Consider the following 16,342-nt stretch of genomic DNA (forward strand, 5'->3'; position numbering starts at 1 on the left):
CACTCAGGGTGTGACGTCAGTTTTGAACCACTTCTCGCTCAGCTTTTTCACTGTGCCGTCGGCCAGCGCGGCGTTAATTGCCTGATCCAGCCGGGCTTTCAGATCGTTGTCTGCCATGCGTACTCCCATCGCTTCGCCTTCACCCCAGATAGGGCCGCCCAGTTGAGGCCCGCTGAAGCTAAGGTTGCGGTTATCAGGTCTTGCCAGCATTGACTGTGCAAAGGTCACATCATCAAACACCGCATCAATGCGCCCCGCCTGCAAATCCAGGATCGCATCCGCTGAACTGGTGTATTCACGGACATCCGCAACATCTTTAAAGTACTTGTCGATAAACGGCGTGTAGACCGTGCCGGAGGCGATACCGATCGTTTTGCCCTTCAGCGCCGCTTTCAGCGGCGCAATGGCGGTCTCCACGGTTTTAGCCTCATCGGTGAGCTTGATGATCTTACTGTCGGCGGGCAGCAATGATCCTTTCACCGTGATAAAGGTGGCGGGTGTTGAAGCGTAGGGCACGGTGAAATTCACCACTTTTTTGCGATCGGGCGTAATCACAATCGCATCCATGATCACGTCATATTTTCCGGCATTCAGCCCGGCAATCATGCCATCCCAGTTCTGCACCACCAGCTTGCACTGAATCGCCATGCGCTGGCAGAGGTCCGCCATCAGCTCCGGCTCGAAACCGCCCAGCTTGCCGCCCGGCAGGGTGAGGTTCCAGGGTTCATAACTGCCTTCAGTGGCAATGGTTATTGACTTCCATTCTTTAGCCTGGGCACTGACGCCACAGAGCAGCAGACTGGAAACCAGCGTAGTGAGACATAAACGACGAAGAGTCAGAGGGTGCGTCATACGGTTCTCCTGAAAGTAGCGGCCTGGTGATCGCCCTGACGAGATTTAACATAAATTTCACAGGATGATATGTCATGTATATACAAGTTAACGCAGAGCAGTTCATTGCCGGCTTTATCATTTTGTGAGCCAGACGGAATTTATTCAGATGAGCGATGCGCTGCAGCACTTGTACATACAACCTAGCAAAGGTTATGCCAGCTCTGCAAAAGCGATGAATGAAGGCGGAAGTGTGGGAGCAGACAAAGAGCCTGCCCCCGCCTGCACCTGATTAGCGCAGCGATGCACCAGCGTGACGCATCGCCGCCGGGAAAGATTATTGCGCCCTGGCCTGTGCCAGCATGGCGTGGATCAGTGATTTGAGCACTTTCTGTAACGCTGCAGCACGCGCCTGCTGCCAGGCGTAAGGCGGCGTCTCATCCATGTAGTTGAGCTGCGCCAGTTCCAGCTGAATCGCCTCAATCTGCTGCTGCGGCTGGCCATAGGCGCGGGTGATGTAGCCGCCTTTGAAGCGCCCATTGATCACCCAGCTGTAGTCGTGCTGTGCGGCGCACACCGCTTCTGCGGCCGCGCTCATGTGAGGCGTGCAGCTTGCGCCATCGATGGTGCCAATATTGATATCGGGCAGACGCCCCTCAAACAGGCGGGGAATTTCGCTGGCAATAGAGTGTGCGTCAAACAACAGCGCGTAGCCGTGCTGCTCTTTAAGCCGCGCCAGCTCCTGCTGAATCTGCTGATGATAGGGTTGCCAGATCTGATCGATATAACCCTGACGCGCCGTGGCATCGGGCGTTTTACCGGGCGCAAAGGTCGGCGTGCCGTCGAACAGAGTTTCCGGGAACAGGCCGGTGGTGGCGCTGGTGTAGAGCGGCTGATTATCAGGCGGGCGATTAAGGTCAACCACATAACGGGAGTAGCGACCGATTAAGACGCTGGCCCCGAGATCGCGCACAAAATCATACAGCAGCGGAATATGCCAGTCGGTATCGGGTAAGCCGCGTGCAGCCTCACTCAATCCGGCCTCCACCTCTGGCGTCAGTTCAGTACCGGCGTGGGGAATGCTGACCAGCAGCGGCAGGCTGCCCTGGGTAAAATGGAAAGGGTTCATTGCGGTTCTCCACGATAAATAACGGTACAGGGCAGTTCACCACCCAGCCAGTAAACCAGTTCTGCCGGACGGGCCAGCGGCCAGTGGACGAAGTTTGCCACTTTTCCCGCCTCCAGCGAGCCGTGACTTTCCGCCAGTCCCAGCGCTTTTGCCCCCCACAGGGTCACGCCCGCCAGCGCCTCTTCCGGCGTCATGCCAAACAGGGTGCAGCCCATATTGAGCATCAGGCGCAGCGACAATGCAGGCGAAGTGCCGGGATTGGCATCACTGGCCAGCGCCATCGGCACGCCGTGTCGCCGGAAGGAATCCACCGGCGGGCGCTGGGTTTCGCGCAGCAGATAAAACGCACCGGGCAGCAGCACCGCCACCGTGCCATGCTGCGCCATCGCACGGGCATCCTCTTCGGTGGCATATTCAAGATGGTCAGCCGAAAGCGCACCATAGCGGGCTGCCAGTGCAGCGCCCCCCAGCGCCGAAAGCTGTTCCGCATGCAACTTCACCGGCATACCCAGCGCGACTGCCCGGTCAAACACCCGCGCCACCTGCTCGGGTGAAAAGGCGAGATGCTCGCAGAATGCATCCACTGCATCCGCCAGTCCCAGCGCCTGCACCTGCGGCAGCAGCCGCTCGCAGATGATATCCACCCAGCCCTCCGGGTCGTGCTTAAATTCCGGTGGAAAGGCGTGGGCCGCCAGACAGGTGGCGCGGACATCGGCCGCTACGGTTTCTCCCAGCTGGCGAATTGCCCGTAGCATCCGCAGTTCGCTCTCTTCATCCAGGCCATAGCCGGACTTGATCTCCACGGTGGTCACACCCTCTGCCAGCAGGCGATCGAGCCGCCAGCGGGCTGCGGCCACCAGCTCCTCTTCAGTCGCCGCCCGTGTGGCGCGCACGGTTGAGAGGATGCCGCCACCCTGCGCGGCAATCTCTGCGTAACTGACGCCATTCAGACGTTTCTCAAACTCCTGACTGCGGTCGCCGCCGAATACCAGATGGGTATGACAATCCACCAGCCCCGGCGTCACAATGCCGCCCGGCAGATGATGATGCTGATCGGCGACGAACGCGGGCATCTCCGCTTCTGGCCCCACCCACACCAGCCTGCCCGCCCGCACCGCCAGCGCGCCCTCAGGTATCAGATGGTACTTTCCGTCACGCATGGTGACCAGATCCGCCCCGGTCCACACCGTCTCTACGTGCATCTCTTCTGCCATCGCTGCCTCATGCCTCCGCCGTTTACACTGTGCCTCAAAGTATGTATATGTATATACAACTACATCCGATGAGGATCAACCATGACGACTTTTTTTGCCCCGCGTGCATTACTGGCGGAAGGCTGGCAGCAGCAGGTGCGTATCACGGTCAATCAGGCCGGTTTTATCGACTCTGTTACCCCGGAAAGCCACGCGGATCAGGCTATCCACCTCAACGGCGAGGTGATCCCGGCGATCGCCAACCTGCACTCGCACGCCTTCCAGCGGGCGATGGCGGGTCTGGCGGAAGTGGCGGGCGATCCACAGGATAGTTTCTGGACCTGGCGGGATCTGATGTACCGCATGGTGCAGCGTCTGACCCCGCAGCAGGTGGGCGATATCGCCGCCCTGCTCTACATTGAGATGCTGAAAGGCGGCTACACCCAGGTGGCTGAATTTCACTATCTGCACCACGACCCCAGCGGCTCGCGCTACCCGGATGATGCGATGCTGCAACAGCTGATTGAAGCAGCGGAGATTGCCGGTATCGGCCAGACCCTGCTGCCGGTGCTCTACAGCTACAGCGGCTTTGGCAGCCAGCCAGCGGCGGCGGGTCAGAAGCGTTTTATCCAGCAAACCGATTACTACCTGCAACAGCAGACCCGACTTGATGCGTGGCAGCAGCAGCGACCACTGCTGAACCGTGGCCTCTGTTTTCATTCCCTGCGGGCGGTCAGTGAGAGCCAGATGCACGACGTACTGGCGGCCAGCGATCCGGCGCTGCCGGTGCATATTCATGTGGCTGAACAGCAGAAAGAGGTCAATGATTCGCTGGCGTGGAGTGGCGAACGCCCGGTGGCCTGGCTGCTGAACCGTTTTGCAGTCGATGCGCGCTGGTGCCTGATCCACGCCACCCATCTGGATGAGAGCGAACTGTCGCGTCTTGCGCAAAGCGGCGCGGTGGCGGGCCTCTGTCCAACCACCGAAGCCAACCTGGGCGACGGCATTTTCCCGGCGGCAGACTATATCGCGCAGGGCGGACGCTGGGGCATCGGCTCTGACAGCCATGTCTCGCTGAGCGCCCAGGAAGAGCTGCGCTGGCTGGAGTATGCCCAGCGACTGCGCGACCAGCGCCGCAACCGCATTACCCTGCCCGGCCAGCCGTCGGTGGGCGATCTGCTGTGGCAACAGGCGGCGGCGGGCGGCGCGCAGGCGTGTGGCATTCAGCAGGGCACGCTGGCGGTGGGTCAGCGCGCCGACTGGCTGGTGCTGCGTGATGAGGCATGGCTCGGCAGCGTGGCATCCCACGCCGTGCTGAACCGCTGGCTGTTTGCCGGGCAGCGCGATCAGATTCGGGACGTCTATGTCGCGGGTAAAGCCGTGATCGAAGAGGGGATGCATCCGCAGCAGGCGGCGTGTGCCGCACGCTTTGCAAAGGCAATGGCGGCGCTGCAATGATGGCCCGTTTCACTTACGCGGAGCTGGCGGTCAGCCGCTGGCGCAACGGCGGTGGCGAGACCCGCGAAATTATCCGCTTTCCGCCCGGCGCTGAGCACTTCGGCTGGCGCGCCAGCATTGCCACGCTGGCGCAGGACGGCCCCTTTTCTGCCTTTGCGGGCATTGATCGGGTGATTACCCTGCTGCACGGCGATCCGGTGCGGTTAACCGCGCCTGATGTGCAGCACCTGCTCACCCCGCAGCAGCCCTGGGCGTTTGCCGGTGAACTTGAATTGATGGCGCAGCTGCAGGGCAGCGTCAGCGAAGATTTCAATATCATGACCCGACGGGACGAATGGCAGGCCGAAGTTGAGGTCGTCACCACGCCGGTCAGGAGTCTGCACGGCGTCGCCTGGGTATTGGCGGGCGCGTGGCAGACCGCTGACGGGGAGAAGCTGCACCCGCATCAGGGCGCATGGTGGGTCGATGAGGAGACGGCGCTTAGCCCGTGCGAATCCGGGGCCCGCCTGCTGTTTACCCGGCTTAGAGCCTATCCCAGTAGGCGTAATTGTTGCAGGTAGTCTGGACACGGACAGCGCGGAACAACTGGAGCGTACACGTAGTACGTGAGGATTGTGAGCACTGCCCAAGTTCAGACTGACAAATAAAATAGCCTAATGGGCTCGGCTCTTAACCGTGCCCCCTGAAGCGACCCAGCAGTTTGTAACGTGAGCCGGGATAGAGCAGACGCGCATAGGTCACGATTTTTGTGTCGCTCCAGGTCTGACGGCGAATCAGCAGACAGGGTTCGTGTTCATCCAGCGACAGGTGTTTACGCTGACGCGCATCGGGCAGCACTGCTTCAACAATGTGCTCGCCTGCTGTCAGCGGCGCGACCCGCATCAGATACGTGTAGGGCGTCATCTGCTGATAATCCTGCGTCAGGTAGTCAGGGGCGACCAGCGGATTCACCAGACGGTCCTCAAGCTGCACCGGCAGGTCATTTTCGTAATGCACAATCAGCGAATGGTAGAGCGTCTGCCCGGTGGTGAGTCCCAGCACGGCAGCCTGCTCGGGATCGGCTTTGTTCTGGCCGATAGCAAGAATTTTACAGCTGTGCTGATGACCGCGCTGCGCGATCTCATCGGCGATGTTATGCACCTCCAGCATGGCGGTGTAGCCTTTCATCTCGGCCACGAAGGTGCCAACGCCCTGCATTCGCACCAGGTAGCCTTCGCTGGTCAGTTCACGCAGCGCCCGGTTAATGGTCATGCGGCTGACGCCCAGTTCATTAACCAGTTCACTTTCTGATGGCACACGCTGATTCGCTTTCCACAACCCTTCACGGATCTGGCTGACGATGGCCTGCTTGACCCGCTGATAGATCGGCGCGGGTTCATCGCTCATCGCCGCCGCCAGTTGTGCCAGTGCCGTATGCTCAACCATTTGCTGTTCCTTATGCTGAAAGTCCCCTGAGTTTACTGTCTCACTGCGTGAATGTATATACATCCAGCAGCTTCCACCTTGCCCCACTGGTGCAACCTGCGCATCCTGATGGTGCACTCTCCTGGAAACGTTTCACGCGCAACCCGCGCCGGACGGACGATCGATTTTTGTGATCGGCCTGGCACGGCACTTGCTTACTTCACTTGATTGTATAGACAAGCATAGACAAGGGTTAACGCTTATGTTTCACTCGCATTATTCCGCTGGTTCAGGGCAAGGAAAGCAGCTTAGCCATGCCAGCACACGTGTATAGACAGGAGTAGACTATGTCAGGTTCATTTCAGGCATTGCGCCTGGTGCCCGGCGAGGTGGACCTCGCCACATTACGCGCTATCTATCAGGGTAATGTCACACTGAGTCTCGACGACAGTGCGCGTCAGGCGATTGCAGCAGCGCAACAGACCGTGGATGCCATTGTCGCCTCCGGCAACGTGGTGTATGGCATTAATACCGGCTTTGGCAAGCTGGCACAGACGCAGATCCCGGCCAGCAGGCTGGCGGATCTCCAGCGCAATCTGGTGCTGTCACACAGCGTCGGGCTGGGCGAACTGCTGCCCGACAATGTCACCCGTCTGGTGGTCGCCACCAAAATCATCAGCCTGGCGCGCGGTCACTCCGGCGTGCGCATCGAACTGGTTGAGGCGCTACTGGCGCTGTTCAATGCGGGCGTGATGCCCTGCATTCCTGAAAAAGGCTCGGTCGGTGCCTCCGGCGATCTGGCTCCGCTGGCGCACATGTCGCTGATGCTGCTGGGCGAGGGTCAGGTGCGGCGCAATGGCACGCTGATCCCGGCTACAGAAGGACTGGCAGGCGTGGGCCTGTCGCCGTTTGTGCTCGGTCCGAAAGAGGGACTGGCGCTGCTCAACGGCACTCAGGTATCAACCGCGCTGGCGCTGCGCGGCCTGTTCGAAGGGGAAAACCTGTTTGCCGCCGGTCTGATGGCCGGTGCGCTGTCGCTGGAGGCGATCAAAGGCTCGCTGAAACCGTTCGATACCCGTATTCATCAGGCACGCGGCCAGCAGGGCCAGATTGCGGTCGCGGCAGCCGTCAGCACCCTGATTGCGGGCAGTGAAATTCTGCAGTCGCATACGCATTGCGGCCGCGTTCAGGACCCCTACTCCATTCGCTGCGTGCCTCAGGTCATGGGTGCCTGTCTGGATAACATCCGTCATGCAGCACGGATTCTGGAAATCGAAGCAAACGCAGCCTCAGACAACCCGCTGGTGTTCAGCGACAGCGGCGATGTGATCTCCGGGGGTAATTTCCACGCTGAGCCGGTGGCCTTTGCTGCTGACATCCTGGCGCTGGCGATTGCTGAAGTCGGGGCCATTTCTGAACGGCGACTGGCGCTGCTGCTGGACAGCGGCCTGTCGGGCCTGCCGCCCTTCCTGGTAAGCGACGGCGGCGTCAACTCCGGCTTTATGATCGCCCAGGTCACCGCTGCCGCGCTGGCTTCTGAGAACAAATCGCTGGCCCATCCGGGCAGCGTCGACAGCCTGCCCACCTCCGCGAATCAGGAAGATCACGTTTCGATGGCGACCTACGCCGCCCGCCGTCTCGGCAGCATGTGCTTTAACAGCGCGGCCGTCGTCGGCATTGAGGCGATGGCCGCCGCGCAGGGAATTGAATTTAACCGGCCGCTGAAAAGCTCCTCGCTGATCGAGCAGGCCATTGACACCATCCGCGAGCAGGTTGCCTTCCTTGAGGAAGATCGTCTGCTGGCACCGGATATCGAGGCAATGCGTCAGTGGGCTAGCCGCGCTGACTGGCCTCAGGCATTGACCGCGCTGCTGCCGAGCATGCACCCAACTTCTTGAATTAAGGAATCTTTCATGAGCGAAACTCTTTCTCAGGCTGTGGCACGTGAGATTCGTGCCCCACACGGCACCACACTGCACTGCGCCAACTGGCTGATTGAAGCGGCTTACCGCATGATTCAGAACAACCTCGATCCGGATGTCGCCGAACGCCCGGAAGATCTGGTGGTGTATGGCGGCATCGGTAAAGCCGCACGCAACTGGGCGTGCTTCGAGCAGATCCTGCGTTCGCTGCGGGCGCTGCAGCCGGATGAGACGCTGCTGATCCAGAGCGGCAAGCCGGTCGGCATCTTCCGCACCCACGCGGATGCGCCCCGCGTACTGCTGGCAAACTCCAATCTGGTGCCGCACTGGGCAACCTGGGACCACTTCCACGAGCTGGATAAAGCGGGCCTGATGATGTACGGCCAGATGACCGCCGGTTCCTGGATTTATATCGGTGCGCAGGGCATTGTGCAGGGCACCTATGAGACCTTTGTGGAAGCGGGACGTCAGCACTACAACAACGACCTGAGCGGACGCTGGATCCTCACCGCCGGGCTGGGCGGCATGGGCGGCGCACAACCCCTGGCGGGTGTGCTGGCCGGGGCCTGTGTGCTGGCGATTGAGTGCCAGGAGTCACGCATCGATTTCCGTCTGCGTACGCGTTACGTCGACTACAAAGCCACCACGCTGGACGAGGCGCTGGCGTTAATCAGCGAAGCTACAGCCGCGAAAAAAGCGATTTCGGTTGGCCTGCTGGGCAATGCCGCCGAGATCCTGCCGGAGCTGGTAAAACGCGCTCAGGCGGGCGGACCAAAGCCGGACATCGTGACCGATCAGACCTCGGCCCACGATCCCATTAATGGCTATCTGCCAATCGGCTGGGATGTGGCGCGCTGGGAGCAGGCGCGTGTCTCACAGCCGAAAGCGGTAGAAAAAGCGGCCCGCGCCTCCATGGCGGTTCACGTCCAGGCGATGCTCGACTTCTGCCATATGGGCATCCCGACCGTGGATTACGGCAACAACATCCGTCAGGTGGCGCTGGATGAGGGCGTCAGCAACGCCTTCGACTTCCCCGGCTTTGTACCGGCCTACATTCGTCCGCTGTTCTGCGAAGGAAAAGGCCCGTTCCGCTGGGTGGCGCTGTCCGGCGATCCGGAAGATATCTACAAGACCGACGCAAAACTCAAAGAGCTGTTCCCGCACCATAAAACGCTGCATCGCTGGCTGGATATGGCGCAGGAGCGTATCGCCTTCCAGGGACTGCCTGCACGCATTTGCTGGCTGGGACTGGGTGAACGGCATCTGGCCGGTCTGGCATTTAACGAAATGGTCCGTAACGGCGAACTGAAAGCGCCGGTGGTGATTGGCCGCGACCATCTCGACTGCGGCTCGGTCGCCTCCCCTAACCGTGAGACGGAAGCGATGAAGGATGGCTCGGATGCGGTTTCCGACTGGCCGCTGCTCAATGCCCTGCTGAATACCGCAGGCGGCGCAACCTGGGTCAGCCTGCATCATGGCGGCGGGGTCGGCATGGGCTTCTCACAGCACTCTGGTGTGGTGATTGTCTGTGACGGCAGCAAAGAGGCCGATGCGCGTCTGGGTCGCGTGCTGTGGAACGACCCGGCCACCGGTGTGATGCGTCATGCTGATGCCGGCTATGAACTGGCGCAGCAGTGCGCGGCTGAGCATGGCCTGAACCTGCCTATGCAGAAGTAATGTATTAACCGGGGCGGGCAGCAGCCTGCCCCGGTTTCCCTTCGTTATTCCCTTTTTACCCTCTGCCCGGCGAGCACTTCCTTATTACTTATTCCATTTTGATTTAGCCTATAGCCGGATTTAGTCCTGATGGCGATAGACGCCGCGCCACCCGACCTCTAAAGTGAAATCTTCTCATTCTGTATGGAGCGCGACTCTGCATGACCCTTTCCCCTGCCCTGCTTGAAGATGCCCTGCGCTGGCGTCGTGAGTTTCATCGCCACCCCGAATTAGGTTACCAGGAACAGCAAACCAGCCAGTTTATTGCGGAAGAATTAGCGCGGGCGGGATTGCAGGTGTTTCGTGGCCTGGCGGGCACGGGCGTCATCGGCACACTGGAAAACGGTCCCGGCCCGGTTATCGGACTGCGTGCGGATATGGATGCGCTGCCCATTACGGAAAAAGGCGACGCTGAGTGGCGTTCCGCGACGCCCGGCGTCATGCACGCCTGCGGACACGACGGTCACAGCGCCATTCTGCTGGCCGCCGCCCGACAGCTGGCGGCTACACGTCAGTTCAGCGGCACGGTGCATTTCATCTTCCAGCCTGCTGAAGAGAATCTGGGCGGTGCACGCAAAATGGTGGAAGAGGGACTGTTTCAGCGCTTCCCGATGGATGCGATCTATGCGATGCACAACTGGCCGGGGCTGCCGCTCGGCTCACTGGCCGTGAACCCTGGCGCGATGATGGCGTCGCTGGATTCGTTTGAAATTACCCTGCACGGCAAAAGCTGCCATGCGGCGATGCCGGAAAGCGGTGCCGATCCGATGGTGGTGGCGGCCGAGCTGATTCTGGCGCTGCAGACCATTCCGTCACGCCGGCTCTCGCCGCTCGCTTCTGCCGTGGTCAGCGTAACGCAGATTCACGGTGGTGAAGCGATAAACGTTATCCCGGAACAGATTGTGCTGCGCGGCACGGTGCGCTGCCTGCAGACCAGCGTACGTGAAAAAGTGCGCGGGCTGGTGGATGAGTTTGTCGCGACCCTGCCACGTCCGTTTGGCGTCAGCGGCGAGATAACGTGGTTACCGGGTTATCCGGTTACCGCCAACCATGCGGCACCAGCTGAGCAGGTGCGCGAGGTGGCGCGGGCAACGCTGGGCGCAGAATAGGTTCACTGGCAGGTTAATCCGTCGATGGCGTCAGAAGATTTTGCCTGCATGATGGAAGCCTGTCCCGGCGCTTACTTCTGGCTGGGCGCGGACGGTGAAACACCTTCCGCACCGCTGCACAATGCCCGCTATGACTTCAATGACGCACTGCTGCCGATTGGCATTCGTTTCTGGCAGAACCTGGTTGAACAGGCACTGCCCGCCGCCTGAATCAGTAACCGGCAACGACGATTTGCTGCTCTGCCGCCGCCAGCGAGTCGCACCGGCCGCTGGCGCGCAGGCAGCAGGCAAGCTGCAACCGCAGTGACGCGGGCACCGGACGCTGCTGATTCAGCACCTGTTCAATCCAGCGCGCGGTGACCTCTGCCGTTTTATCTGCTGGCAGTTCAACGGTTACTTCGGGCTGACGCTCCACCCACACTTCCGCTTCCGCGCCTGCACCCTGAATCATGCTGATCGCCGGGCAGCGCTGTGGATTCGCATAAACCTCCCCTTCCGTGCCATTGAGCAGTATCGCAGGGGCATCAATGTCACTGAAAAACTTCGCCACACGCGGCACATACTCGGGATGCGACACGCTCGACAGCCGCAGCGCCGCGCGTTCCGCAAATGGCGTAGCCAGTTTTGCCAGCGTGTGCGCACTGTTGCGCACCCCCATCCGCCAGCGCAGCGACAGCTGTTTCGCCATGGGTGGACAGAGATGATCAATGGTTATAAAAGCCAGTTCGCCCTGGTCGAGTTTCGCCTGCGCCGCCTCTGCCGTGGTAACGGGGGCAATACCGAGTGCGGCAAAGACGGCCTCACTGGTAATGCGCGTTGCGTCGTCGCTGACGCCATGCACCAGCACCGGGAAGCCGAGTTTCACCAGCAGCAGCGCCAGCAACGGCGTCAGATTGCCCTGTCGGCGCGCACCGTTGTAGCTGGGGATCACCACCGGCATCGGGCGGTTCTCCGGCGCACGCAGCGACATCATCTGCGCCTGCATTGCCTGATAAAAGCCGCGCATTTCCGCTTCGCCTTCGCCCTTAATGCGAAGCGCAATCAGAATAGCGCCCAGTTCCAGGTCCGGCACCTCGCCTGCCAGCATCGCGCCATAGAGCGCCACAGCAGTATCAACGTCGATATCGCGGGCATGATTTTTACCGCGACCTACCTCTTTAATGATTTTATTCAGTTCCATCACTCGCTTCCGGTTAAGTGCGCGGCTCAGCGCCGCGTGGGACGTCGTTTACGCACGGTGTGCTTTGGCACCACGGTGGCCGGTATCGCTGCAGGCTCAGACGTTTCCGGCTGTTCAATCGGGAAGATCGGCAGCGCAGCTAACAACCGGCTGCCATAGGCTTTGCTCAGCAGACGGCGGTCATAAATCACAATTTCGCCATAGCATTGATGGCTGCGAATCAGGCGTCCGACCTGCTGAATCAGGGTGAATGAAGCACTCGGTAAACTCTGCACCTCAAACGGATAGCGCTTCAGGCTTTTCAGCCACTCGCCCTCGGTCAAAATTACCGGACTGTCCACCGGGGGAAAAGCGATTTTATGGATATGCACCTGACTCAGCAGATCGCCTTTGAGATCCAGCCCCTCAGCAAAAGACTGCAGGCCAATCAGGATGCTGGTTTCGCCTTTGGCAACGCGCTGACGGTGGAGGTCAACCAGGCGGCTGCGCGGCTGATCGCCCTGCACCAGCATGGCGAGCCGCAGATCGGGCAGACAGGCAACAAACTGCTGCATCGCCCGGTTGCTGGCAAACAGCACCAGCACGCCTTTATGCTTTTTCTCTGCCATCTGCTGTCGGAAGAAACCGGCCATCTCGGCGATGTGTTCCGCTTCGTGCGTCATCAGCGGCTCCAGGCGCATCTGCGGGATCACCAGCTTGCCCTGCGCCACATGGTTAAACGGCGAGTCGAGCGCCACAAAGCGGTCGCCCGCTTTTTCGCTGAGTCCCGACATCTCCTGCAGGCGATTGAAGCTGTTGAGCGATCGCAGCGTGGCGGAGGTGACCACCACATGCGGAACTTTGCGCCACAGCATCTTCTCCAGCTGGTCGCTGACCCGGATGCCCGCGCAGTGGAACAGCAGGTGCGCCTGACCTTCGCGCAGCTCACGGGTGATCCACTTCGACACCGGCGCGCCAGAGGCTTTTTCCATCGCTGCCAGCCGCCAGAGTTTGCTGATGGATTCGAACCAGCCAAACTGCCGGTTGAGCTGAAGCAGATTACGATGCAGCCGCACAATATCAACCTTGCCGGTCTGCTCGCTGAGTGCGTTGATCAGGCCTTCGCTCAGCCCGCGCAGCGCGTCACTGAGTTTGAACAGCCGGCCGCAGAGATCCAGCAGATCCTGCGGCAGCGCGCCCAGCACAAAGCGGAATTCGCCCGGCTGGTTATGCGGCGGCAGCAGCGGATTCAATGCCTGCGCGGTGATGGTCAGCAGTTCGCGCAGCTCATCACAGTGTGCTTTCAGCCGCTCCGGGTTAGCCAGCGGCGGCGGCGATTTTGGCCGCATCTGCGTCATAATGCTCTCAACCAGCTTGATAAAGAGGTCGAGCTGCAGGCTGCTCCAGCCTGGCGTGATGTCGGCGCTCATCTCCAGCGCATCGCGGGCAACTTCCGGCAGGTGATGCCCTTCATCCAGCACCAGCATCAGGTTTTTGGCGGGGGGCAGCACGGATTCATTTTCCATCGCCGCCATCACCAGCGCATGGTTCGCCACCACCACATCCACCTGCTCGATTTCGCGTCGCGCCACAAAGAACGGACATTCACGATACCAGCGGCAGTGCGCGCCCAGGCAGCTCGCTTTGTCAGTGGAGAGGCGCTGCCAGAGGCTGTCGCTGACGTTCTCCTCACTGTGATCGCGCAGGCCATCCCACTGGTAACGATCCAGCGATTTCTGCAACCGGCCACACTGGGTCTGTTCTTCTTTGGTGCTGCTGACGGCGTCATCGTCCAGATAAAGCAGCAGATCGCCCTGCTGATCGTCATCGGCTGCCATCGCGGCCAGATTGCGCGGACAGACATAACGCCCGCGGCCAAAGGCGGCGGTAAATGTGAGATCGGGGATGATTTTTTTGAGCAGCGGCAGGTCTTTGGTGAAGATTTGATCCTGCAGCGCCACGTTAGCGGTGCTGATCACCAGCTGCTTTTCCTGGGCGCGGCTGGCCGCAATACCCGGAATCAGATAGGAGAGGGTTTTTCCCACGCCGGTCGGCGCTTCGACCGCCAGATGGCGCGAATCGTCACCGGCCAGGCATTTCGCCACTTCGGCGATCATCTGGCGCTGCGGCGCACGCGGAATAAAATCAGGCACCTGCTGCTGAAGCGCTTTATACCACTGCGCTATCTGGCTTTTTACTGCGGCTGTCAGGGCCATGATTTGCGTTACCACACCGAAAAAATGGCCTGTATTTTTACACAGTATCCTGGCGGCGTCAGCTTTCGCGCCGAATTTTTCGTGCGCCGTCGTAAAATTCAGCGGTTATATGCCGGTTGCGCAGGCAGCCAGTGAGCAGAGGCCGATCCGGCAGGCGGCAGGCACTGACATCATCGGCTCTCTACGCCAGCACTTTGTACATGTAGGTGGTGGCATCCAGCACGCCTGCCGTGGATTCGGCATAACAGGGAATCGACCCCGCTACCTGCCAGCCCAGCGAGCGATAGAGGTCGCTCGCGACATCACCGCTGCGCGTATCCAGCACCAGCAGGGTTTTGCCCTGGGCGCGTGCCCGCTGCTCAGCACGCTGCATCAGTTCACGCGCGATACCCTGACGGCGCGCCTGCGGATGCACCAGCAGTTTGCTGATCTCCGCCCGGTGACGGCCATTGGGCATGGCGCTGCGGCTGATGATGACCGTTGCTACGATGCGGCCGTGCTGACGCGCAACCATTATTTCGCTGTCGCCCGTGGTCAGGCTGGCGATCCGCTGCTGCCAGAATCGCGTCATTACCGCATCGTCTTCGGCATCAATAAAGCCGACGCTGGCACCGTCTGCCACACAGCCCTGTAAAACGTCGGTGAGTTCACCCAGATGCTGTTGCGCCTGGGTCGCGCTGAGAGTGGTGTAATCAATCATGGTTTCGCCACCACCAGCAGGTAGCGCGCACCGTCGGTCAGGTGCGCCTCAAAAGCGGATTTTCCGATCAGATGAAAGCGTAAGCAGTCGCCGGGCTGCAGCGTCCACTCCTGAGACCCCATCGTGATAGTGAGACCGCCCTCGCGCAGCCAGATATGCTGCTCAAGTCCCTGGATGGGTGGCGCATCATAATCGATACGCGCACCGGGCCGTAACTTGCCCTCTACGAGTTCGCATCTAAAATGAAGTGCAGGTGGTGAAATATTCCGGCGAATAAAGCCGCTGACGTCATCCTGCCACACCGGCTGCTGTTCATTCCGGACCAGCAGGCTGGACTCTTCTTCCACTTCACTGAGCAGGCGGGACATCGTTAAGCCGTAAGCAACGCACAGACGATTAAGCAACGCAGCCGTAGGACTGGTCTCGCTTCGCTCAATGCGCGATAATGTCGCCCGGCTGATGCCGGTGGCGACGGAAAGTTCATCAAGAGACCAGCCGCGTTGCAGGCGTAATTCTGCCAGCCGCACTGCCAGTCGTTGCTCTGTATTCAGCTCCGGCATGGTGTTTTCTCATATATGGGATTAATTCTCTTATTTGAGATATAGCCTGGAAAAGCCGTATCAGTCAAGTTGTACATTGCGAAATGTATTGTACAACTTAATTTGCTTCGTTATGGTAATTGCACTCAGACCAACCCAAAGAGGAATTTATGACCTTATACAGTATCGGTGACGTCGCCGAGCGCTGTGGCATAAACCCAGTCACCCTGCGCGCCTGGCAGCGTCGTTATGGCTTACTGAAGCCGCAACGCACTGAAGGCGGACATCGTCAGTTTGACGAAGAAGATGTGCAGCGCATCGAAGAGATCATGCGCTGGATTGAAAGTGGCGTGCCGGTCGGTAAAGTAAAGGCACTGCTGGAAGGTGGCGATGTTGATGCACACGATGGCTGGACTACCCTGCAGGATGAGCTGATCAGCGTACTGCGTCACGTCAGACCCGCTAAACTTCGCAATAAAATTGCCGCGATTGGTCGCGAACATCCGATTGATGCGCTGATTGATCACGTTTTCATGCCGGTGCGCCAGAAGCTGAGTCTGGACCAGAACACCGCCCGTACCATGTGTAGTCTGCTTGATGGTCTGCTGATTGATTATGTTGCGTTTTGCCTGACGGGCAGCCGCAAAAAATCGGGTAAAGATGCACTGATTATTGGCTGGGGCATCGACGATCGGACGCGTATCTGGCTGGAAGGCTGGCGTCTGTCGCAGCATGGCTGGCGGATTGACGTTCTGGCTGAACCGCTGGATGTCCCCCGACCTGAACTCTTTCCCGGCTTGAATATGTTTGTTTTTACCGGTAAAAAACTGACCCGTCGCCAGCAGGAGCAGCTGTCACACTGGCAGGAACAGGGCTATGCCGTCCGGTTACATGAACCCGCCTGATAACAAAAACGCACGCCGGGCACTTTGCCTCCTGCCTTGCGCGCGCTATTATCCCCGCCTC

The 16,342-nt window shown here is 59.9% G+C and carries 13 protein-coding genes and 1 pseudogene; 6 read left to right on the forward strand and 8 right to left on the reverse strand.

What is annotated here, in order from left to right; translation table 11 throughout:
* Window positions 1-3 precede the first annotated feature (3 nt).
* The 3 genes from N5J69_RS08260 to hutI form a co-directional block, all read right to left on the reverse strand.
* On the reverse strand, window positions 4-852 hold the full coding sequence (locus tag N5J69_RS08260) for a transporter substrate-binding domain-containing protein (protein WP_279769480.1): 849 nt from the start codon (window positions 850-852) through the stop codon (window positions 4-6).
* Window positions 853-1,168: 316 nt separating this feature from the next.
* Entirely contained in the window at window positions 1,169-1,960 is a 792-nt protein-coding gene (gene hutG, locus N5J69_RS08265) for an N-formylglutamate deformylase (RefSeq protein ID WP_279769481.1), read from the reverse strand.
* Window positions 1,957-3,174, reverse strand: coding sequence for an imidazolonepropionase (gene hutI / locus N5J69_RS08270; RefSeq protein ID WP_279769482.1), 1,218 nt, complete (start codon window positions 3,172-3,174; stop codon window positions 1,957-1,959). The genes hutG and hutI overlap by 4 nt, the downstream gene beginning before the upstream one ends.
* An 81-nt stretch (window positions 3,175-3,255) precedes the next feature.
* On the opposite strand from hutI, the gene N5J69_RS08275 reads away from it, so the two are divergent.
* Together N5J69_RS08275 and N5J69_RS08280 are read left to right on the forward strand one after the other, a co-directional pair.
* Entirely contained in the window at window positions 3,256-4,611 is a 1,356-nt protein-coding gene (locus N5J69_RS08275) for a formimidoylglutamate deiminase (RefSeq protein WP_279769483.1), read from the forward strand.
* Window positions 4,608-5,171, forward strand: a complete 564-nt coding sequence (locus tag N5J69_RS08280) for a HutD family protein (protein WP_279769484.1) — start codon at window positions 4,608-4,610, stop codon at window positions 5,169-5,171. Before N5J69_RS08275 ends, N5J69_RS08280 begins: the two co-directional genes overlap by 4 nt.
* Window positions 5,172-5,280: 109 nt before the next feature.
* Here N5J69_RS08280 and hutC read toward each other — a convergent pair whose 3' ends face one another.
* Complete coding sequence (gene hutC / locus N5J69_RS08285; RefSeq protein WP_279769485.1) at window positions 5,281-6,036, reverse strand: histidine utilization repressor; 756 nt, start codon at window positions 6,034-6,036, stop codon at window positions 5,281-5,283.
* Between the two features lie 326 nt (window positions 6,037-6,362).
* Between hutC and hutH the strand changes: the two genes are divergently transcribed.
* From hutH to N5J69_RS08300, 3 genes and pseudogenes are all read left to right on the forward strand, one after another.
* Window positions 6,363-7,913: a histidine ammonia-lyase gene (gene hutH, locus N5J69_RS08290; protein ID WP_279769486.1), complete on the forward strand. Its 1,551-nt coding sequence runs from the start codon at window positions 6,363-6,365 to the stop codon at window positions 7,911-7,913.
* Window positions 7,914-7,928: 15 nt separating this feature from the next.
* Window positions 7,929-9,614, forward strand: coding sequence for a urocanate hydratase (gene hutU, locus N5J69_RS08295; RefSeq protein WP_279769507.1), 1,686 nt, complete (start codon window positions 7,929-7,931; stop codon window positions 9,612-9,614).
* Between the two features lie 200 nt (window positions 9,615-9,814).
* Window positions 9,815-10,972 (forward strand): annotated as a pseudogene (locus N5J69_RS08300) (M20 aminoacylase family protein).
* Window position 10,973: 1 nt separating this feature from the next.
* Here N5J69_RS08300 and ybiB read toward each other — a convergent pair.
* The 4 genes from ybiB to N5J69_RS08320 form a co-directional block, all read right to left on the reverse strand.
* Window positions 10,974-11,942 carry a DNA-binding protein YbiB gene (gene ybiB / locus N5J69_RS08305; RefSeq protein WP_279769508.1) on the reverse strand — a complete coding sequence of 323 codons (969 nt, stop codon included), beginning with the start codon at window positions 11,940-11,942 and terminating at the stop codon, window positions 10,974-10,976.
* 26 nt (window positions 11,943-11,968) lie between these two features.
* Window positions 11,969-14,137 carry an ATP-dependent DNA helicase DinG gene (gene dinG / locus N5J69_RS08310; protein WP_279769510.1) on the reverse strand — a complete coding sequence of 723 codons (2,169 nt, stop codon included), beginning with the start codon at window positions 14,135-14,137 and terminating at the stop codon, window positions 11,969-11,971.
* A gap of 181 nt (window positions 14,138-14,318) precedes the next feature.
* Window positions 14,319-14,837, reverse strand: a complete 519-nt coding sequence (locus N5J69_RS08315) for a GNAT family N-acetyltransferase (RefSeq protein ID WP_279769511.1) — start codon at window positions 14,835-14,837, stop codon at window positions 14,319-14,321.
* Window positions 14,834-15,397, reverse strand: a complete 564-nt coding sequence (locus tag N5J69_RS08320; protein ID WP_279769512.1) for an XRE family transcriptional regulator — start codon at window positions 15,395-15,397, stop codon at window positions 14,834-14,836. The genes N5J69_RS08315 and N5J69_RS08320 overlap by 4 nt, the downstream gene beginning before the upstream one ends.
* A 149-nt stretch (window positions 15,398-15,546) precedes the next feature.
* Here N5J69_RS08320 and N5J69_RS08325 point away from each other — a divergent pair, with 149 nt between their 5' ends.
* The gene (locus tag N5J69_RS08325; RefSeq protein WP_279769514.1) at window positions 15,547-16,281 is read left to right on the forward strand and encodes a MerR family transcriptional regulator; all 735 of its coding nucleotides are present in this window, start codon (window positions 15,547-15,549) and stop codon (window positions 16,279-16,281) included.
* The last annotated feature ends 61 nt before the right edge of the window (window positions 16,282-16,342 follow it).

The sequence above is a fragment of the Pantoea sp. GD03673 genome (genome assembly GCF_029844725.1).
Classification (GTDB): Bacteria; Pseudomonadota; Gammaproteobacteria; order Enterobacterales; family Enterobacteriaceae; genus Pantoea.

Coding starts and splice junctions, on each gene's coding strand:
- N5J69_RS08260 (WP_279769480.1), bottom strand. CDS start 852: ATGACGCACCCTCTGACTCTTCGTCGTTTATGTCTCACTACGCTGGTT.
- hutG (WP_279769481.1), bottom strand. CDS start 1,960: ATGAACCCTTTCCATTTTACCCAGGGCAGCCTGCCGCTGCTGGTCAGC.
- hutI (WP_279769482.1), bottom strand. CDS start 3,174: ATGGCAGAAGAGATGCACGTAGAGACGGTGTGGACCGGGGCGGATCTG.
- N5J69_RS08275 (WP_279769483.1), top strand. CDS start 3,256: ATGACGACTTTTTTTGCCCCGCGTGCATTACTGGCGGAAGGCTGGCAG.
- N5J69_RS08280 (WP_279769484.1), top strand. CDS start 4,608: ATGATGGCCCGTTTCACTTACGCGGAGCTGGCGGTCAGCCGCTGGCGC.
- hutC (WP_279769485.1), bottom strand. CDS start 6,036: ATGGTTGAGCATACGGCACTGGCACAACTGGCGGCGGCGATGAGCGAT.
- hutH (WP_279769486.1), top strand. CDS start 6,363: ATGTCAGGTTCATTTCAGGCATTGCGCCTGGTGCCCGGCGAGGTGGAC.
- hutU (WP_279769507.1), top strand. CDS start 7,929: ATGAGCGAAACTCTTTCTCAGGCTGTGGCACGTGAGATTCGTGCCCCA.
- ybiB (WP_279769508.1), bottom strand. CDS start 11,942: ATGGAACTGAATAAAATCATTAAAGAGGTAGGTCGCGGTAAAAATCAT.
- dinG (WP_279769510.1), bottom strand. CDS start 14,137: ATGGCCCTGACAGCCGCAGTAAAAAGCCAGATAGCGCAGTGGTATAAA.
- N5J69_RS08315 (WP_279769511.1), bottom strand. CDS start 14,837: ATGATTGATTACACCACTCTCAGCGCGACCCAGGCGCAACAGCATCTG.
- N5J69_RS08320 (WP_279769512.1), bottom strand. CDS start 15,397: ATGCCGGAGCTGAATACAGAGCAACGACTGGCAGTGCGGCTGGCAGAA.
- N5J69_RS08325 (WP_279769514.1), top strand. CDS start 15,547: ATGACCTTATACAGTATCGGTGACGTCGCCGAGCGCTGTGGCATAAAC.